This is a genomic window from Arthrobacter castelli DSM 16402 (genome assembly GCF_000430705.1).
Classification (GTDB): Bacteria; Actinomycetota; Actinomycetes; order Actinomycetales; family Micrococcaceae; genus Arthrobacter_C; species Arthrobacter_C castelli.
This window is the reverse complement of record NZ_AUMN01000002.1, coordinates 386,906-403,125: the sequence shown is the minus strand read 5'-3', so window position 1 is coordinate 403,125 and position 16,220 is coordinate 386,906. Positions and strand designations below refer to the sequence as shown.

The window sequence follows — 16,220 nt, the reverse complement described above, 5'->3', positions numbered from 1 at the left end:
CAACTATGCCACTCATAAGCACGCCGACGTCCGGCAGTGGGTTAAGAAGCATCCCCGGTTCCACTTCCACTTCACGCCGACCTCGTCGTCGTGGCTGAATCAGGTCGAACGCTGGTTCCGGGACCTTACCGAGAAGAACCTGCGCCGCGGGATCTTCCGATCAGTACCCGACCTCGTCGACAGTATCGGCCAGTACATGGAAGCGAACAACGAGGATCCGAAGCCATACGTATGGACCGCCACCGCAGAGTCAATCCTCGCGAAAGTCGCCCGCGCACGAGCCACGCTCACCGAACAGGCAAACCAAAACTGAGACGGACCACTAGTGACCGCGGACGTCCAGGTTCCAGCATGTGTCTCGCTCATTTGCGTTCGGAGAGATGGATGACTCCTTAGGCACTCATGGGTGAATTGTAGTGCGATAATGGCACAGCCATTGACTCCTTGTGCTAAAGTAGCAGTGGTTCGCCTTTAACCTAAACATGCGTACTCCGCCGGGTCACCGCCCTAAAATGTCTAGGTGGTGTTCCGAACTCCAGGCCCCGCGTTTGGCCTGGTCAGCCCCGTTTCTGAGCCTGGTTGCGAGTACCGACGAAGACCCGCATCCGCTCGATATGTGCCGAGGTCGGTGACCCAGTGGGGCGCTCGGGGAGAATGGAGCCATGGAACGACGGATCGACTAGGCATCGAGGCTCCTCCTTGGCCCCGGCTGAGGGAAATCCCCCAAGTGCGCATCGTGGAGAGGTGTGGGGGACGTAGTGATGTCAGAGCAACACGGGCCTCTCCGAGTCGTCGTCTGCGAAGTGTGGACGACGAGGCAGCGATGCGATCGAGCCCGGTCCATTGCGGCTCGGCTCAGGGGCTCTGCTCGTCGGCCCGCTGCGTGGGAACCGTGGAGTCGTCCGCGGGTGCGCCGGACCTTGCTGCGCTCGGTGCCGCCCAGCTCGCCAGGAGCTTGAGGTTCGCCTCGTGCTGTGAGCCGGGCTCGGCAGTGTAGAAAGACAGGTCGTGCCAGGCCCGCTTCGCGGTCGGGAGGTCTACGGACTGGTAGGTGAGCTCGATCTCGCCGATCTCGGGATGCTGCAGACGCTTGGTGCCCTCGTGGCGGATGCGGATGTCGTGGGAGGCCCAGTAGGCGCTAAACTCCTCGCTCGCGGTGGACAGTTCGCCGATCAGTTCGCGCAGAGTCTTGTCGTAGGGCTCGCGGCCGGCCTCGGCGCGCAGCAGCGCCACGGTGGCCGCGGCTCCTGATTCCCAGTCGACGAAGAAGTCCTTGGAGGACTCGTCGAGGAAGTGGTACCGGGCGAAGTTCGGCTTGCCGTGCGCCGCGGCGGTGGGGCTTTCGAACATGGGGGCGTGCAGGGCGCGGCCGAGCGCGTTGGAGCCGATGACGTCGAGGCGTCCGTTGCGCACGAACGCCGCCGACATGGTGATCGAGTCGAGCATCCACTGCACCTGCGGAGCGATCGGGACCTCCCGGCGGCGGGCAGCCTTGCGACGGGCGGGCTTGGCGGCGCGGGCGAGGTCGTTCAGGTAGGTGCGTTCGTCGTCGTCGAGCCGCAGTGCTTCGGCGACGGCATCGAGGACGTCCTCGGAGACCTCGCCGATGTGGCCCTTCTCCAGTCGGGTGTACCACTCGGTGCTCACTCCGGCGAGGACGGCGACCTCTTCGCGGCGCAGTCCGGGGACGCGGCGGCGGGCGCTGGTGGGCAGCCCGACCATGTCAGGGGTCAGCTTCGCGCGCCGGCTGGCGAGGAAGCCCTTGATGTCGTCGCGGTTGTCCATGGTCCAAGCATAGAAGCGATCCCTCGCGCGAAGGGGGTCGATCTTCTCCCCCCTATGAACTCGACCTTCCCCGCCTGCGCGATCAGCGATCAAATGGATAACGACCGAACATCGTCCATTCGTCTATGAGGTATCCATGCAGAACGAAGCCCCCACGGCTTCCGCCCCGACGCAGCCCGCGACCGGCGGAGCTACGCCCAAAAACCGTCTTCCACTCGTCGTCTACGTCCTGGCGCTGGGCACGTTCCTGATGCTCACCACCGAGTTCGTCGTCGCGGGCATCCTGCCCGAGATCTCGAGCGACCTGGGCATCTCGCTCGGCCAGGCCGGGTCGCTGATCACGGTGTTCGCCATCGGCATGGTCATCGGCGCACCGCTGCTGGGAATGCTAACGATGCGGCTGTCGAAGAAGCTCACGCTCCTCATCGCCCTCGTCGTGTTCGTCGCCGGGCACGTGGTCGTCGCGCTCGGCTCGGACCTCACGATCCTCACGACCGCGCGCTTCGTCACCGCCCTGGCAACGGGCGCATTCTGGGCTGTCTCCGCGGTCGTTGCCTCGAACGTCGTGGGCTCCTCGTTGAAATCCTCCGCCGTGGGAGTCGTGGCCGCGGGCGGTTCGCTGGCCACAGTGCTGGGCGTGCCGATCGGCGCGTTCCTCGCCCAGCACGTGGGCTGGCGGGGCACCTTCTGGGCGCTCGGGATCGCCGCGGCCATCGCCGTGGTGTTCATCGCGCGGCTGGTCCCCGCGGACGAGGCCCATCCGCAGGGGTCATCAGCGCTCTCCGGGCTCGCGGATCTCCGTTCACCGCGTCTCTGGCTCGTCCTGGCCGCGTGCCTGACGACGACCGGCGGCGTGCTCGCCGCGTACTCGTTCATCGCGCCGATCCTCACCGACCAGGCCGGTGTGTCTGTTGGACTCGTTCCACTGGTGCTCGCGGGTTTCGGCATCTGCTCTTTCCTCGGCACCCTGCTCGGAGGCCGGCTGGGCGACAAGCATGCACACGTGGTGACGATCGTGACCCCCGTCGCGACGACGCTCGTGCTGCTCGCGATGGCCCTGCTGACTGGATCGACCTGGACCACCGTCGTGCTCGTGGTGCTGCTGGGCGCATTCGGGCTCAGCGCCAACAGCGTGCTCATCCACCTCGCCGTCGGCTACGCCGGCCGAGCGGCCACTCTCGGATCAGGGCTCGCAGTCGCGGCGTTCAACGCCGGTACCGCCATCGGCACCACCATTGCCGGAGCCACCCTCACCACGTCACTGGGCCTGACCGGCCCGGCAGTGGTGGGTACGGTGATCGTCGCACTGACCGTGATCCCCGCATCGATTCTCATGGTCATTACTCGCCGGCGAATCGTCGAGCCGAACTCATCCCTCTGACCACTCGACATCAACCCACGAAGGAGAACACACCATGCGCGCAACACTCATGTACCAAGCAGGCGACGTCCGGATCGAGGACGTCCCCGACTCGGTGATCAGGAACCCGACCGATGCCCTGGTGCGGGTCACCGCGTCCTGCATCTGCGGGTCCGACCTGCACCCCTACCACCAGATGACCGCCGAGGACGGCCCTGCGAGAATGGGCCACGAGCTCATCGGCGTCATCGAGGAGGTCGGCGCAGACGTCACCACCCTGAAGAAGGGGGATCTGGTCGTCTCGCCGTTCGCGATCTCGGACAACGTGTGTGAGTTCTGCCGCGAGAACCTCCAGACGTCCTGCACCCACCACGAGGCGACGTTCCTCGACGGCATCGCCGATGAGGGTGGCCAGGCCGAGGCGATCCGGGTGCCGTTGGCCGACGGCACTCTGGTGAAGCTGCCCGTCGCGCCGGACTCGGCACTGATCCCGTCGCTGCTGACCCTGGCCGATGTGTTCGGCACCGGCTACCACGCCGCAAAGATGGCCGGCATCAAGCCCGGCCAGCGCGTGACCGTAATCGGCGACGGCGCGGTCGGACTGATGGCCGTCCTGTCGGCCAAGCGCCTCGGCGCGGAACAGATCGTCCTCATGGGCCGCCACGAGGTCCGCACCTACCTCGGGCGCGAGTTCGGGGCGACCGACGTCGTTGCCGAGCGCGGCAAGGAGGGCATCGCCAAGGTCCGCGATCTCACCGGCGGCCACGGCTCCCATGCCGTGCTCGAGGCCGTCGGGCACATGCCCGCCTACGAACAGGCTCTCGGCGTCGTCCGCCCCGGCGGCGTGATCAGCCGCGTCGGGGTGCCGCAATACGACGATGCCCCGGTCGGGTTTACCAGTCTGTTCGGCGGCAACATCCGTCTCGCCGGTGGACCTGCCCCGGTCCGCGCCTACATCGAGGAGCTCATGCCCGACATCCTCGACGGCACAATCGAGCCCGGCAAAGTCTTTGACACCATGACGGATCTGGCCGGCGTCCCCGCCGGATACCGCGACATGGACGAGCGCAAGAGCCTCAAGGTCCTCGTCCGCCCGTAAACCGGACGCGGCGGACTGGAACGTTGCCGTCCGCCGCGCCAGTCCGTCCACCTCTGATCTGGAGTACCTATGAGCATCACTGCCACCGGGATCGTCGTCGACCGCACCGGAGGTCCTGACGTCCTCGCCGTCCAAGACATCACACTGCCCGCTCCCGCGGCAGGCGAAGCACTGATCCGGCACGAGATGATCGGGGTCAATTTCACCGACGTCTACCAGCGCCGAGGCTTCGACCCCGTGCCCGTGCCCTTCGTGCCGGGCATGGAGGCCGCCGGCGTCGTCGAGGCCGTCGGCTCGGACGTGACCGCGGTGAAGCGCGGCGACCGGGTCGCATACGCCCGCTGGCGCGGCTCCTATGCCGAGGCCGCTGTCGTCCCGGTCGGCAGTCTGATCCCGCTTCCCGACGACGTCTCGTTCGAGCAGGGCGCGGCGTTCGGTATGCAGGGCGTCACCGCCCAGTACCTCATCACCGAGTTCTGCCTGCCCACCCGTAAAGACACCGTTCTCGTGCACGCCGCGGCCGGGGGAGTGGGTCTCATGCTCGTGCAGTTCGCGAAGCACTTCGGCGCACGCGTCATCGGCACGGTCTCCTCTGCGACGAAGGCAGAGGCGGCGCGCGAGGCCGGCGCGGACGAGGTCATCGACTACACCAGGCGCGACTTCGCCGACGAGGTGCTGCACCTGACCGACGGGCACGGGGTCGACCTCATCGTCGACGGCGTCGGGAAGGCGACTTTCGACGGAGATCTCCGCGCGGTTGCCACGCGTGGGAACATCGTCGTCTTCGGAGCCGCCTCCGGCCCGGCCGAGCCGTTCGGTCCCGGTGACCTTATCAGTCGCTCCCGCACCGTCTCCGGCGGCGATGTCGCTGACGGCATCGGCACTCACGAGGAGCTGCTCGCCCGCGCCGGTGATGTCCTCGATGGTATCGAACAGGGTTGGCTGACCTCGCGGATCCACACCACCCTGCCGCTGACCGAGGCGGCCGAGGCGCACCGTGTGCTGGAGAGTCGCGAGAGCATCGGCAAGATCCTGCTGTCTCCCGGGGCCTGAGGTGTACCCACAGGGCCTCCTGCCCGTGCCGGACGCTTCTTAGAGTGGAGACCACATCCGGGCGGGAGCCCGCCATTGCTGAAGAATCTTCACCGAACAAAGGACGATCATGACCACCATCGCCATCATCGGAGCCGGGGCCGGACTCGGCCAGGCCACCGCACGCCGCTTCGGCCGAGAAGGATTTGCCGTCGCGCTCATCTCCCGCACTCAGGCCAACGTCGACACGCTCGCCGCTGAGCTGACCGACGAGGATATCACCGCCCGCGGCTACGCGGCGAACGTCCGCGAGCCGCAGGCGCTGCGGGCCGCCCTCGACGCCGCGGCCGCGGAGCTGGGCCCGATCGAGGTCTTGCAGTACAGTCCGGTCCCGGCGGAGGAGTTTATGAAGCCGGTGCTCGAGACCACCGCCGAGGATCTCGTCGGCCCCGTCGAGCAGTCCGTGTACGGGCCCGTCACTGCAGTGCAGCACGTTCTGCCCGGTCTGCGGGAGCTGGGCCGCGGGACGATCCTGTTCATCAACGGGTCCAGCGCCGTGCGCCCGAGTGGCGGCGTGGCCGGCACCTCGGTCGCCTTCGCCGGTGAGTCTGCCTATGGGCAGATGCTCCACGACGCCCTCGCGGACGACGGCATCCACGTCGCGCAGCTGATCATCCCGCGCGGCATCGGCGGCGGCGAGCCCGACCACGAGCCCGAAGCTTTGGCCGATCGCATCTGGTCTCTGCACCGCGACCGCGGCGAGTTCCACACCTTTGTTGGCGATGGGACCGCATGACCGGCAGGAGCATTTCATGTCGCGCATCCTGATCACTGGGTCCACCGACGGCGTGGGCCGGGCCACCGCCGCGTCACTGCTCGACGACGGACACGACGTCGTCGTCCATGCACGAAACCCTGAGCGCCGTCGAAGATTTGACCTCCCGGGGCGCTGTGAGCGTTGTCGGCGACCTCGCGCACCTCGACGAGGTGCAGGCCATCGCCGAGCAGGCGAACCGGCTCGGACCCATCGACGCCGTCATCCACAACGCCGGGGTCATCGACGGCCCCGGGCTGCTGCCGGTCAACGTCATCGCGCCTTATGTGCTCACCGCGCTCATCTCGGCGACGCGGCTGGTCTACCTCTCCAGCAGCATGCACCACGGCGGAAGCGCCGACATCACGGGAGCGGACTGGGGCGGTTCCCGGAAGACGGCATCGTATTCAGACAGCAAGCTCTACGTCACGACCTTGATGGATACCGTTGCGCGACGGCGGCCCGACGTGCTCTCGAACGCCGTCGACCCTGGCTGGGTGCCGACGAGGATGGGCGGTCCGTGGGCGAGCGATGACCTCGCACTCGCCCACGTCACCCAGGCGTGGCTCGTCACCACAGAGGATCGCGAGGCTCTCGTCTCCGGCCGCTACTGGCACCACCAGCGCACCGTGCAGCCGCATCCGGGGGTGCGGGACGAGCTGTTCCAGGACGAGTTGCTCGCAGCTCTGGTCGAGTACACCGGCGTCGACCTGCCGCGTCCCTGACCCCTGACCGCCCGAACTCGAGGAGAACGCGCTCATGACCGTCACCTACTTCACCGGCGAGACAGCCTTCGTGACCGGCGGCAGTGCCGGAATGGGCGCGGCCACCGTCCGCGCTTTCGCCGAAGCTGGTGCGAACGTCGCCATCGTCGACCTTGACGGGGACCCGGCCCAGAAGCTGGCCGATGACCTCGCGGCCAAGTGCCTGAAGGCGCTGGCGGTGCAGTGCGATGTCACCGATGACGACCCGGTCGCGGCGGCAACCGTCGCGTGGACTGGTGGGACATTCGAGCGGGGTCAAGTTTGCCGTCAGACAGGCGCGGGGGCGAGCCGGTATCCTGAAGTTCTATGACTGACGAAACGCCGCTCGTCCGTTCCGTCGCTCGCCTGACCGGGGCTGCTGCTTTGGCGCTCGTTCATTCCGCAGAGCGGGCGGCGATGGAGCAGTGCCTCCAGGTTGCGGTCGCGATCGTCGGGGACGCCGGCCAGGAACTCGCGACCTACTGCATGGACGGGACCGGGCCACAGGCACTAGGGGTGGCTAGGAAGAAGGCTTATTCCGCGATCGCTTATCGGATGCCGACCGATGAGTTCCACGAGCAGACCCATGAGCGGTTCGGTGCCGACGGGGCAGCGATGATCACGGCTGCTGTGGAGGGGACGATGCTGCTCGGTGGCGGCGAACCTGTCGTGGTCGACGGCTACGTCGTCGGTGCTGTCGGCGTCAGCGGAGGCCGAGGCGAGCAGGATAGGGCGATCGCCGGCGCGGCGATTTCCGAGGTCGTCGGGTCCTCTTCTGCTCCGGCCGAGGGCTCCTCGGCTGTGAGGGCCGCACCGCGGTTGCAGTGACGGCGCTGCCGGTGCACCGTCGAGGGTTCACTCTGGGGCGAAGAGCTCCTTGGCCACGCCCATGGCGGCCATGCCCTTGGGCCAGCCGGCGTAGAAGGCGACGTGGGTGATGGCCTCGATGAGCTCGTCCTGGGTGAGGCCGTTCTCGATGGCGCGGCCGAGGTGGAAGCGCAGCTGGTCGGTGTCCCCACCGGTAGCGAGGACGGCCACGGTGATGAGGCTGCGGTCGCGAGCGGGTAGCTCGGTCCGGTTCCAGACGTCGGCGAAGAGCACGTCGTCGGTGAGGTCGGCGAGTTTGGGCGCGAAGTCGCCGAGCGTCTTCCTGCCGCCGCCGACCTGCTTGGGCTGGTCCGTCATGGTGGTCTCTTTTCTCTTGTCGTGCTGCGATGCCGACGTCGTCGCCGGCAATCAGGCCTCCGCGGAGACGTCCTTCGCTTCCGTGAACGCCGGTGCGGTCCAGCTGGCCAGGAGCTTCATGGCGTCGGCGGTGGGCGAGTCGGGCTCGACGGTGTAGACGAGCATGACCAGGCCGGGGTCGGTCGACAGCTCGAAGGACTCGTAGCCGAACTCGAGGTCGCCGACCTCGGCGTGGGTCAGCAGCTTGGCCCCGGCCCGGTAGCGGAACACGTCGTGCGAGGCCCACATGGTACGGAACTGATCGCTCTGGGTTGACAGGGTCCCGATGACCTCGATGAGCTCCTTGTCGTAGGGGTCCTGCGCGGTCGCAGCGTGGAGCAGGGCCACGACGTTGTGCGCGGCGTCGGCGTAGTCGCGGTGGAACCGCTTGGCCCGAGAGTCCAGGAACAGCCACTGCGCGTAGTTGTACTGGTCGTGTGATCCGTCGGCCGGCAGGGAGTGCAGGGCCCGTCCGATCCGGTTGAAGGCGAGGCGGTCCAGTCGCGCGTTCTGCACGAGCGCCGGTGTGTCGATCGAGTCCAGTACGCTCTGGATGCCCGGTCTGACGATCGTGCGGTTCGAGCTCTTCTTCCGCGGCGATCGGCGCTGGGTGATCTGGACCAGATTGAACAGGTGGTCGCGCTCGTCGTCGTCGAGCTTGAGGGCGCGGGCGACGGCTTCGAGGACCTCGCGGGATGCTCCGGAGATCTTGCCGCGCTCGAGTCGGGCATAGTAGTCGGAGCTGACGCCGGCGAGGTGGGCGACCTCCTCGCGGCGCAGGCCGGGGACCCGACGGGAGCCGCTGTAGAGCGGCACGCCGGCCTCCTCGGGGCTGAGCCGGGCGCGCCGCGAGTTCAAGAAGCTGCTGATCTCGGCTCGGGAATCCATGTATTCAAGGCTACGCTGGGCTTCTCGATCCAGACAGGGTCCAGCGGACCAGGACCTGGCAGGTCCTGTTTCTGGCGCGCATTCGCGGGCAGCGCCCACGGATGCGCCTGGGGTGTCCGGGTCGCCGTAGCTCATGCAGTCCAGCGCTAAGCGGCTGATCTTCAAGCCGGTCGTGCCGAGGCGGTGCGTTCCATGGTGATCTCTGCTTACTGTCAGTTTTGGTCGAGCATGAAGTCGGCCATCAGTGCCTGGACCGCCTCGACCATGTCACTGCCGGTGGCGGTTCGGCATCCGGTGTCTCGTGCGGCCTGGATGAACGGGGTGGTGCCGTGACCGGCGATGACGTCGCCGACGAACATCGACGCGTCGAGCAGCGAGGGGTCGATCGGCAGCGGGTCGCTGTCGGCCATGCCCAGCGGCGTGGCGTTGAAGACGAGGTCGAATCCGGTCGGGTCGCCGGGGCCGGCAGTGGCCTGTCCCGTGCCGAACCCGTCGAGCACTTCGATGAGTCCGCTGGCGCGGTCCTCGTCCTTGTCGTGGACGACGAGCTCCTTGACGCCGGCCTCGAGCAGGGCGACGGCGATGGCGCTGCCCGCGCCGCCCGCGCCGACGAGCAGGGCTCGCGCGCCGTCGATGGTCGCGCCGCGGTCCTGCTGGGCTTTCACGAAGGCGAGGCCGTCGAGCATGTCGCCGTGCCAGGAGCCGTCAGGGCTGCGGCGGATGACGCTGACCACCTCGAGCAGCCGTGCCCGGTCCGAGCTGGTGGCGCAGTGGGCGAAGGCCGTGTGCTTGTGCGGCATCGTGACCAGGATCCCGTCGATGTTCCCCGTCGCGGTCAGGCCCGCCATCACCGGGTCGAGCGCGTCGTCGGGTACCTGCATCGGCACGCAGATCCCGTCGTGGCCCCGGTCGGCAAAGGTCTTCGTCAGCCACACCGGGGACTCGACGTACTTGATGGGGTCCCCAATGATCGGGTACAGCCGGGAGGCTCCGGTCGGTGAAGGAGCCATCGTCGTCTCGCTTTCGTCAGGGTTCACGGGATCAGCGGCCGGTGCGCCGGGGAGTGACCCGGACGGTGGTTGAGCGCGGTCCATCGGCGACCACGGCCGCGACGTAGGGGCTGCCGCTGTATTTGTCGCGGTAGGCCTCGTCGACGACGTCGAGCACGCCCGCGTCCGCGGGGGCGAAGGCGACCTCGTGCTCCGCGCCGGCGAGGCGAATGCGGCCCGCTTTCTGTGCGATCGCCGCCCGGTACCACCTCGAGCCCGGCCCGTTGTAGGGCCGGATGTACAGGTTCCCGTCGGCAACGACCGACCAGATGAACGTCGGCGTGCCTGGCGTGGTCCCGTCCTCCCGATACGGGGAGACGTGGAAGTCGTCGGCGGGCGCGAACGACTGCAGTTCGCTCTCGGTCCAGGTGCTCATGGAGTTGTTCTCCTTCTCTGGTTGGTTCATGGTCGCAGCAGCGCCTTGATCGCGCGGCGCTCGTCCATCGCCTTGAAGCCCTCGGCGGCGTCCTCGAGTGGGAGATCGAGGTCGAAGACCTTGCCCGGGTCGATCTCGCGCTTCCAGATAAGGTCGATCAGCTCGGGCAGGAAGCGGCGGACCGGGGCGGGACCGCCAGTGAGGTGGACGAGGGCGAAGAACAGCTCGTCGCCGGGCAGGGCGACGTCGTGGGAGACGCCGACGTAGCCGACGTGCCCGCCGGGGCGCGTCGATCGGATGGCCTGCATCATCGACTCCTGCGTGCCGACGGCCTCGATGACGCTGTGTGCGCCGAGTCCGTCGGTGAGCTCCTTGATCCTCGCGACGCCGGCGTCGCCGCGCTCCTCGACGATGTCGCTCGCGCCGAACTCCCGGGCCAGCCTCTGTCGGTCCTCGTGGCGGGACATGGCGATGATGCGCTCCGCGCCCAGCTGCTTCGCGGCCAGGACCGCCATCAGCCCGACCGCGCCGTCGCCGACCACTGCGACGGTCTTGCCCGGGCCCGCCTCGGCGGCGACGGCGGCGAACCAGCCGGTGCCCAGCACATCGGAGGCCGCCAGCAGGGACGGGATCAGGTCCTCGTCAGGTTGGCCGGGCGTGGCGACCAGGGTGCCGTCGGCCAGCGGCACCCGCAGGCGCTCGGCCTGCGCGCCGAGGGTGCCCATCAGCACCGCGTGCACGCAGCGGGACTGGTAGCCGGCCCGGCAGATCTCGCAGGTGTTGTCCGAGGCCCAGAACGAGCCGACGACGAAGTCGCCAATCTTCACGTTCTGCACGTCGTCGCCGATCTGCTCGACGATCCCGACGTACTCGTGGCCCATCGGCGTCGGTCCGTTCACGGGCTCGACGCCGCGGTAGGGGTGCAGGTCCGAGCCACACACACAGGCGGCGACGACCTTGATGACGGCGTCGGTCGGCTGCTCGATGACCGGCTCGTCCCGGTCTACCACCCGGACGTCGCCGGGGGCGTACATCATTGCTCCGCGCATCGCGAAGCCTCCTTCCGTGTCAGTGTTCGTGGTGCCGCTCAGGGGCGGTGGTAGGCGTCGTCGGCGACGTGCTCCAGCCAGGTGGTGGTCGGGGCCGGGTCCTCGCCGTTCTCGGTGATCGCCAGGTGCTCCATAAAGTTCTCCGGCGTCGCCCCGTGCCAGTGCTCCTCGCCGGGCGGCGTGTACACCGTCTGCCCGGGTTGGACCTCGAGCACGGTGCCGTCGCGTTGGCCCAGGAGAGCCACGCCGGCGATTACGTGCAAAGTCTGGCCGCGCTCGTGGGAGTGCCACGCGGTCCGGGCACCCGGCGCGAACCGGACCCGCCCAACGACCGCCTGCTGGCCGGCCTCCTGCGGGGCCGCGACCACGTCCAGCCACACGTCGCCGGTGAACTGCTCCGGCGGATTCTTAACCGTCGCCGGCTTCGGAAGTATCTCCATCGTTCTCGTCTCCTCTCGATGAGCGGCCGTGCGCGCGTCGACGCCCGATCGATCGGGGGACACGCGCTCTGAGAAGCCGCGTCTTCGACGCTACGCCGACGCCCGGGGCTGAGACAGGACCTGTCAGACCATGGTTCATCCGGTCCTTCCGCGCGCTGGTGAGACGAGGGATCGTCGAAGAGTCCACCGCCAGGCCTGCGCCGTCGTGCTGCCGCGGTGCGGAACACCGATCCAATGAAAGAAGACGCCCTCGCATGACCCATTCCACCGACACCGCAGCGCCCGGCCGCACCCGGCTGCCGTTCGTCGTGCCCCTGCTCACCCTCGGCACCTTCCTGATGATCACCACCGAGTACATCGTCGCCGGCCTCCTCCAGGAGATCGCCGCCGACCTGCACGTGAGCATCGCTCAGGTCGGCCTGCTCATCACCGCCTTCGCCGTAGGAATGATCGTCGGCTCGCCGGCGATGGCGCTTGCCACCCTGCGGCTGCCGCCGCGTGCCACCCTCGTGCTCGCGCTGGTCGTCTTCGCCATCGGGCACGTCGTCGCCGCTCTCAGCAGCGACTTCACCGTGGTCCTGATCTCCCGCGTGGTCACGGCGCTGGCCGCCGGCGCGTTCTGGGCCGTGGCGGCGGTGGTCGCGACCACCGCCGCCGGACCGGAGCGCTGCACGCGCGCTCTGGGCGTGATGATGAGCGGTGTCGGCCTTGCCACCGTCGCAGGCGTCCCCCTGGGCACGTTCGCCGGGCAGCTGCTCGGTTGGCGCGGCACCTTCTGGGCTCTGGCCGTCCTCGCCCTCCTGGCCGCTCCCGTGATCGCGAAGTTCACCCCGCACGACGCCGACCGCGCCATCCCGTCGATCCGCCGCGAGCTGCGCGCCGTGGCGACCGGGCGCATGCTGGTCCTCGTCATCGCGACGGTACTGGCCACCGGCGGGTACATGACCGCGTTCAGCTACCTCTCACCGCTGGCCACCGAGCGCGCAGGGATTCCCGAATGGGCGGTGCCACTGGTGTTCGTCGCGTTCGGCGTCGGCGAGGTCATCGGCACCAACCTCGCCGGCCGCTTCGCCGACCGGCGGCCCCTGACCACGTTCATCGCGGCGACGTCAGGGACGATCCTGCTGATGACCCTGCTCATCCCGCTGTCAACGGTCCCCACCGCCTTGTTCGCGCTGATGCTCCTCCTGGGTGTCGCGGGCATGGGCATCCCGCCCGTCGGCACCGGCCTTGCCGTGCGCTTCGCCGCGGCCGCGCCCACCCTCGCCGCAGCCCTCGCCGTGTCCGCGTTCAACGGCGGCACCGCCCTGGGTACGTGGACCGGATCGATCGCCCTCGAGTCCTCGCTCGGCCTCCTCGGGCCCCTCACGATCGCGATCGCCATGGCGGTCCTCGGCCTGGTCACGCTGGTGATCATGGCCGCACTGCGCTTGACGACGGAGCACAGGCGCGTCGGCTGATGCACCGACGTCGGCGTCTCGGAGACATCACCTCGACGAGACGGAGCCCGGCCGCCGAGGTGATGTCGGTGGTCGGGTCTCAGAAGTCAATCTCGAGTTCTCGTCGCGCGAGGCGGGCCTTTCGAGACGTCGGGCCCGCTGCTACGGGCGCTCGACGGGATAGGCCTCGTCGAGCCGCTCCACGTCGGCGCTGCCCGGTCCGGCAGCCAGGGATGCGGCGGTCTCGCGCCACGACGTGAGCTCGGCGGTCGCGCGGGCCGGGTTCCCTGTCGAGAGCGCCGCCCGCGCCGCCTCCGTGAGGTCTCGCGCGCAGGACTCCTGATCGGTCGGCGATAGCGCGAGCGTCCAGTGGAGGGGCAGCGATCTCGAATACCGCAACCGAAGCATGTGAAACGGAGATGTATCGCGGCTGCAGGGTAGTCATTCACGCCTTCCGACATACCTCTGACCAGGAGGTTTGCTCCGCAAGCAGAGGCATTCAACTACCGCACACTTCAGCGAAGCATGTCTCAATACGTCCTCCGCCAACTCGCAGCCGGCTAAGGCAGCCATCCAGAACACTGGGATAGGCACCATCCGGGCCTCCTGTTCCGCGGTAGCGGAGCAGGAGGCCCGGATGGTTTAAGCTCTGTGGCCGGATCGGGCCGGATCAGGAGGCTGGGCGCGTTAGACTTAATTGATGGCTGATTTCGTTTGGCCGCCGCGTTGCAGAGGAGGACCGTGTGGGACTACTGGAGACGATTCGTCATCCGCAGGACCTGATGAAACTCACCAATACCCAACTCGGGAATCTCAGCGACGAGATCAGACAATTCCTCATCAACAATGTCTCGCAGACCGGCGGGCATCTGGGTCCCAACCTGGGCGTGGTCGAACTGACCCTGGGGATCCACCGCGTATTTGATTCACCGCGCGACAGCATCGTCTTCGATACCGGTCATCAGTCCTACGTGCACAAACTGGTCACCGGACGGCAGGATTTTTCCAGTCTGCGCCAACAGGGCGGGCTGTCCGGATACCCTTCCCGTGCCGAATCAGTCCACGATGTGGTGGAAAGTTCACACGCCTCATCATCCCTGTCCTGGGCGGACGGGATTTCACGGGCACGCAAACTGTCAGGCGAGGGCGACCGGCACGTGGTGGCCGTCGTCGGCGATGGAGCGCTGACCGGCGGCATGACCTGGGAAGCGATCAACAATATTGCCGCTGACAAAGACCGCCGGGTAGTGATTGTGGTTAATGACAACGGACGGTCATATGCCCCGACAGTTGGCGGCTTCGCCGACCGGCTGGCCACGATGCGGCCTGCCATCGACAAGGTGCGCACCCACCAGGCGTACGAGGGAACCCTTGATTGGTGGAAGAACCGCCTGCAGGGCGGCGGGGCAGCCAGCCAGCTGCTGTACAAGAGCCTCCATGCGGCGAAGAAGGGGATCAAGGACTGGTGGGCACCTCAGGGTTTCTTCGAAGACCTGGGGATGAAATACATCGGTCCGGTGGACGGACACGACCTTGACGCCGTCGAAAACGCGTTGCACAAGGCCAAAAACTACGGTGGTCCGGTCATCGTGCACGCGCTGACCGAAAAGGGCCGCGGCTACGCTCCCGCACGGGCCCACGAGGCCGACCAGTTCCATGCCGTGGGCGTCATTGATCCCGAAACCGGAGTTCCGGCGAAGTCCGGCGGCGCCCAGTCGTGGACATCGGTGTTCGCCGATGAGATCGCCGCCATCGCCGATGAGCGCAAGGACATTGTCGGACTCACCGGCGCAATGCTGATTCCGGTGGGGCTGCACAAGTTCGCCGACCGGCATCCTCAGCGGGTGATCGACGTCGGAATCGCCGAACAGCATGCCCTGACCAGTGCCGCCGGCTTGGCATTCGGCGGAATGCATCCCGTCGTCGGACTCTATGCCACATTCCTTAACCGCGGCTTCGACCAGTTACTGATGGACGTTGCCTTGCACCGGGCGGGGGTCACAATTGTGCTGGACCGGGCCGGTGTGACCGGGCCGGACGGCGCGAGCCACCACGGCATGTGGGACCTGTCGCTGCTGCAGACCGTCCCCGGCCTGCATCTTGCAGCACCCCGGGACGCCGAGCGGCTGCGCGAGGAACTGCGCGAGGCCGTGCAGATCGACCAGGCGCCGAGCGTGCTGCGGTATTCGAAGGGCAACGTGGGGGCCGAAGTGGCCGCGCTGGAACGGCTGGAAGACGGTGTCGACATCCTGGCCCGCCGGGGTGCCGGATCCGCAGAGAACGACGTGCTGATCGTCAGCGTCGGAGCCATGAGTGAACTGTCCCTGGACGTGGCAGAGCGGCTGGGAGACCAAGGAATCAGCTCCACCGTTGTCGATCCACGGTGGGTGCTGCCGGTGCCCGCCTCCATCCTGGAGCTGGCCGCGGGCCACCGGATTGCCGTTGTCATCGAAGACGGCGTACGGGCCGGGGGAGTGGGTTCACGGATCCGGCAGGAGATGCGGCATCAGGGCATTGACACCGCCCTGAACGAAGTCGGGCTGCCTGTCGAGTTCCTCCACCACGGATCCCGCAATGAAGTGCTGGAACAGGTCGGCCTGACCGCTCAGCAGATCGCACGGGACGTCGTGGCCCAGGTGCTGGGATCGAAGGTGCCCGTGGCGCGGCCTCTGCCCGATGAAGCCGGCAGCAACACCGGACAGATTCCGCGGCTGCACCCGTAGGCGCAGCACCGCCAGCGTTGAAACGGCGGTCGGGCCTCTTCAAACCGCCCCTTGGCGACGTGTTTGCTGCCCCCGGGCCCCCATCACGTCGCCGATGTTCGGCCAAGATGGTCCATGCGTGACCGGCTGCTTTTGGGATTCCATGTCGCGGTGCGAGCAACTGCCGGGGATTCAGACCGGAAAGACCGAGGATCCGCAC

General features: G+C 67.6%; 17 protein-coding genes. 10 read left to right on the top strand and 7 right to left on the bottom strand.

Features of this window, described 5'->3' with window-relative positions; translation table 11 throughout:
• Positions 1 to 313, top strand: a 313-nt coding sequence (locus H535_RS23475) for an IS630 family transposase (protein ID WP_035768248.1), incomplete at its 5' end; no start/stop codon positions are given.
• Positions 314 to 855: 542 nt separating this feature from the next.
• On the opposite strand, the gene H535_RS23470 is transcribed toward H535_RS23475, so the two are convergent.
• Complete coding sequence (locus H535_RS23470; protein WP_051298502.1) at positions 856 to 1,785, bottom strand: helix-turn-helix transcriptional regulator; 930 nt, start codon at positions 1,783 to 1,785, stop codon at positions 856 to 858.
• Positions 1,786 to 1,921: 136 nt separating this feature from the next.
• Between H535_RS23470 and H535_RS23465 the strand changes: the two genes are divergently transcribed.
• From H535_RS23465 to H535_RS27580, 7 genes are all read left to right on the top strand, one after another.
• On the top strand, positions 1,922 to 3,166 hold the full coding sequence (locus H535_RS23465; protein ID WP_035768247.1) for an MFS transporter: 1,245 nt from the start codon (positions 1,922 to 1,924) through the stop codon (positions 3,164 to 3,166).
• A gap of 34 nt (positions 3,167 to 3,200) precedes the next feature.
• Positions 3,201 to 4,244 (top strand): zinc-dependent alcohol dehydrogenase family protein, encoded by a 1,044-nt coding sequence (locus H535_RS0104455; RefSeq protein ID WP_026818589.1) that lies wholly within the window; start codon positions 3,201 to 3,203, stop codon positions 4,242 to 4,244.
• 69 nt (positions 4,245 to 4,313) lie between these two features.
• Positions 4,314 to 5,297 carry a quinone oxidoreductase family protein gene (locus tag H535_RS0104450; RefSeq protein ID WP_035768244.1) on the top strand — a complete coding sequence of 328 codons (984 nt, stop codon included), beginning with the start codon at positions 4,314 to 4,316 and terminating at the stop codon, positions 5,295 to 5,297.
• A 109-nt stretch (positions 5,298 to 5,406) separates the two neighbouring features.
• Positions 5,407 to 6,072: an SDR family NAD(P)-dependent oxidoreductase gene (locus H535_RS0104445; RefSeq protein WP_026818587.1), complete on the top strand. Its 666-nt coding sequence runs from the start codon at positions 5,407 to 5,409 to the stop codon at positions 6,070 to 6,072.
• Positions 6,073 to 6,179: 107 nt separating this feature from the next.
• Complete coding sequence (locus H535_RS23460) at positions 6,180 to 6,815, top strand: SDR family NAD(P)-dependent oxidoreductase (RefSeq protein ID WP_331712213.1); 636 nt, start codon at positions 6,180 to 6,182, stop codon at positions 6,813 to 6,815.
• 34 nt (positions 6,816 to 6,849) lie between these two features.
• A complete protein-coding gene (locus H535_RS23455; protein ID WP_051298501.1) occupies positions 6,850 to 7,164 on the top strand; it encodes an SDR family NAD(P)-dependent oxidoreductase in 315 nt (104 codons plus the stop codon).
• Positions 7,161 to 7,661, top strand: coding sequence for a GlcG/HbpS family heme-binding protein (locus H535_RS27580; RefSeq protein ID WP_051298499.1), 501 nt, complete (start codon positions 7,161 to 7,163; stop codon positions 7,659 to 7,661). The genes H535_RS23455 and H535_RS27580 overlap by 4 nt, the downstream gene beginning before the upstream one ends.
• Positions 7,662 to 7,688: 27 nt before the next feature.
• Here the strand turns inward: H535_RS27580 and H535_RS0104425 are convergent, their stop codons facing one another.
• The 6 genes from H535_RS0104425 to H535_RS0104400 form a co-directional block, all read right to left on the bottom strand.
• Positions 7,689 to 8,018 (bottom strand): carboxymuconolactone decarboxylase family protein, encoded by a 330-nt coding sequence (locus H535_RS0104425; RefSeq protein ID WP_026818586.1) that lies wholly within the window; start codon positions 8,016 to 8,018, stop codon positions 7,689 to 7,691.
• Between the two features lie 51 nt (positions 8,019 to 8,069).
• The gene (locus H535_RS23445) at positions 8,070 to 8,945 is read right to left on the bottom strand and encodes a helix-turn-helix transcriptional regulator (protein ID WP_035768242.1); all 876 of its coding nucleotides are present in this window, start codon (positions 8,943 to 8,945) and stop codon (positions 8,070 to 8,072) included.
• Positions 8,946 to 9,157: 212 nt separating this feature from the next.
• Positions 9,158 to 9,982: a shikimate dehydrogenase family protein gene (locus tag H535_RS0104415; protein ID WP_197679634.1), complete on the bottom strand. Its 825-nt coding sequence runs from the start codon at positions 9,980 to 9,982 to the stop codon at positions 9,158 to 9,160.
• A 4-nt stretch (positions 9,983 to 9,986) separates the two neighbouring features.
• The gene (locus H535_RS0104410) at positions 9,987 to 10,400 is read right to left on the bottom strand and encodes a DUF2255 family protein (protein WP_245580148.1); all 414 of its coding nucleotides are present in this window, start codon (positions 10,398 to 10,400) and stop codon (positions 9,987 to 9,989) included.
• Positions 10,397 to 11,419 (bottom strand): zinc-dependent alcohol dehydrogenase family protein, encoded by a 1,023-nt coding sequence (locus H535_RS0104405; protein ID WP_026818583.1) that lies wholly within the window; start codon positions 11,417 to 11,419, stop codon positions 10,397 to 10,399. Before H535_RS0104405 ends, H535_RS0104410 begins: the two co-directional genes overlap by 4 nt.
• Before the next feature lie 38 nt (positions 11,420 to 11,457).
• Positions 11,458 to 11,859, bottom strand: coding sequence for a (R)-mandelonitrile lyase (locus tag H535_RS0104400; RefSeq protein WP_026818582.1), 402 nt, complete (start codon positions 11,857 to 11,859; stop codon positions 11,458 to 11,460).
• Between the two features lie 254 nt (positions 11,860 to 12,113).
• Between H535_RS0104400 and H535_RS23440 the strand changes: the two genes are divergently transcribed.
• Both H535_RS23440 and dxs read left to right on the top strand, forming a co-directional pair.
• Positions 12,114 to 13,319 (top strand): MFS transporter, encoded by a 1,206-nt coding sequence (locus tag H535_RS23440; RefSeq protein ID WP_035768240.1) that lies wholly within the window; start codon positions 12,114 to 12,116, stop codon positions 13,317 to 13,319.
• 722 nt (positions 13,320 to 14,041) lie between these two features.
• The gene (gene dxs / locus H535_RS0104385; RefSeq protein ID WP_026818581.1) at positions 14,042 to 16,021 is read left to right on the top strand and encodes a 1-deoxy-D-xylulose-5-phosphate synthase; all 1,980 of its coding nucleotides are present in this window, start codon (positions 14,042 to 14,044) and stop codon (positions 16,019 to 16,021) included.
• Positions 16,022 to 16,220 lie beyond the last annotated feature (199 nt).

Excerpts from the sequence above, each read along its gene's own strand:
- H535_RS0104445 (WP_026818587.1), top strand. The coding sequence starts at position 5,407 with ATGACCACCATCGCCATCATCGGAGCCGGGGCCGGACTCGGCCAGGCC.
- H535_RS0104410 (WP_245580148.1), bottom strand. The coding sequence starts at position 10,400 with ATGAACCAACCAGAGAAGGAGAACAACTCCATGAGCACCTGGACCGAG.
- H535_RS0104425 (WP_026818586.1), bottom strand. The coding sequence starts at position 8,018 with ATGACGGACCAGCCCAAGCAGGTCGGCGGCGGCAGGAAGACGCTCGGC.
- H535_RS23445 (WP_035768242.1), bottom strand. The coding sequence starts at position 8,945 with ATGGATTCCCGAGCCGAGATCAGCAGCTTCTTGAACTCGCGGCGCGCC.
- H535_RS0104405 (WP_026818583.1), bottom strand. The coding sequence starts at position 11,419 with ATGCGCGGAGCAATGATGTACGCCCCCGGCGACGTCCGGGTGGTAGAC.
- H535_RS23465 (WP_035768247.1), top strand. The coding sequence starts at position 1,922 with ATGCAGAACGAAGCCCCCACGGCTTCCGCCCCGACGCAGCCCGCGACC.
- H535_RS23460 (WP_331712213.1), top strand. The coding sequence starts at position 6,180 with ATGCACGAAACCCTGAGCGCCGTCGAAGATTTGACCTCCCGGGGCGCT.
- H535_RS23455 (WP_051298501.1), top strand. The coding sequence starts at position 6,850 with ATGACCGTCACCTACTTCACCGGCGAGACAGCCTTCGTGACCGGCGGC.
- H535_RS27580 (WP_051298499.1), top strand. The coding sequence starts at position 7,161 with ATGACTGACGAAACGCCGCTCGTCCGTTCCGTCGCTCGCCTGACCGGG.
- H535_RS23470 (WP_051298502.1), bottom strand. The coding sequence starts at position 1,785 with ATGGACAACCGCGACGACATCAAGGGCTTCCTCGCCAGCCGGCGCGCG.
- H535_RS0104455 (WP_026818589.1), top strand. The coding sequence starts at position 3,201 with ATGCGCGCAACACTCATGTACCAAGCAGGCGACGTCCGGATCGAGGAC.
- H535_RS23440 (WP_035768240.1), top strand. The coding sequence starts at position 12,114 with ATGACCCATTCCACCGACACCGCAGCGCCCGGCCGCACCCGGCTGCCG.
- H535_RS0104450 (WP_035768244.1), top strand. The coding sequence starts at position 4,314 with ATGAGCATCACTGCCACCGGGATCGTCGTCGACCGCACCGGAGGTCCT.
- H535_RS0104400 (WP_026818582.1), bottom strand. The coding sequence starts at position 11,859 with ATGGAGATACTTCCGAAGCCGGCGACGGTTAAGAATCCGCCGGAGCAG.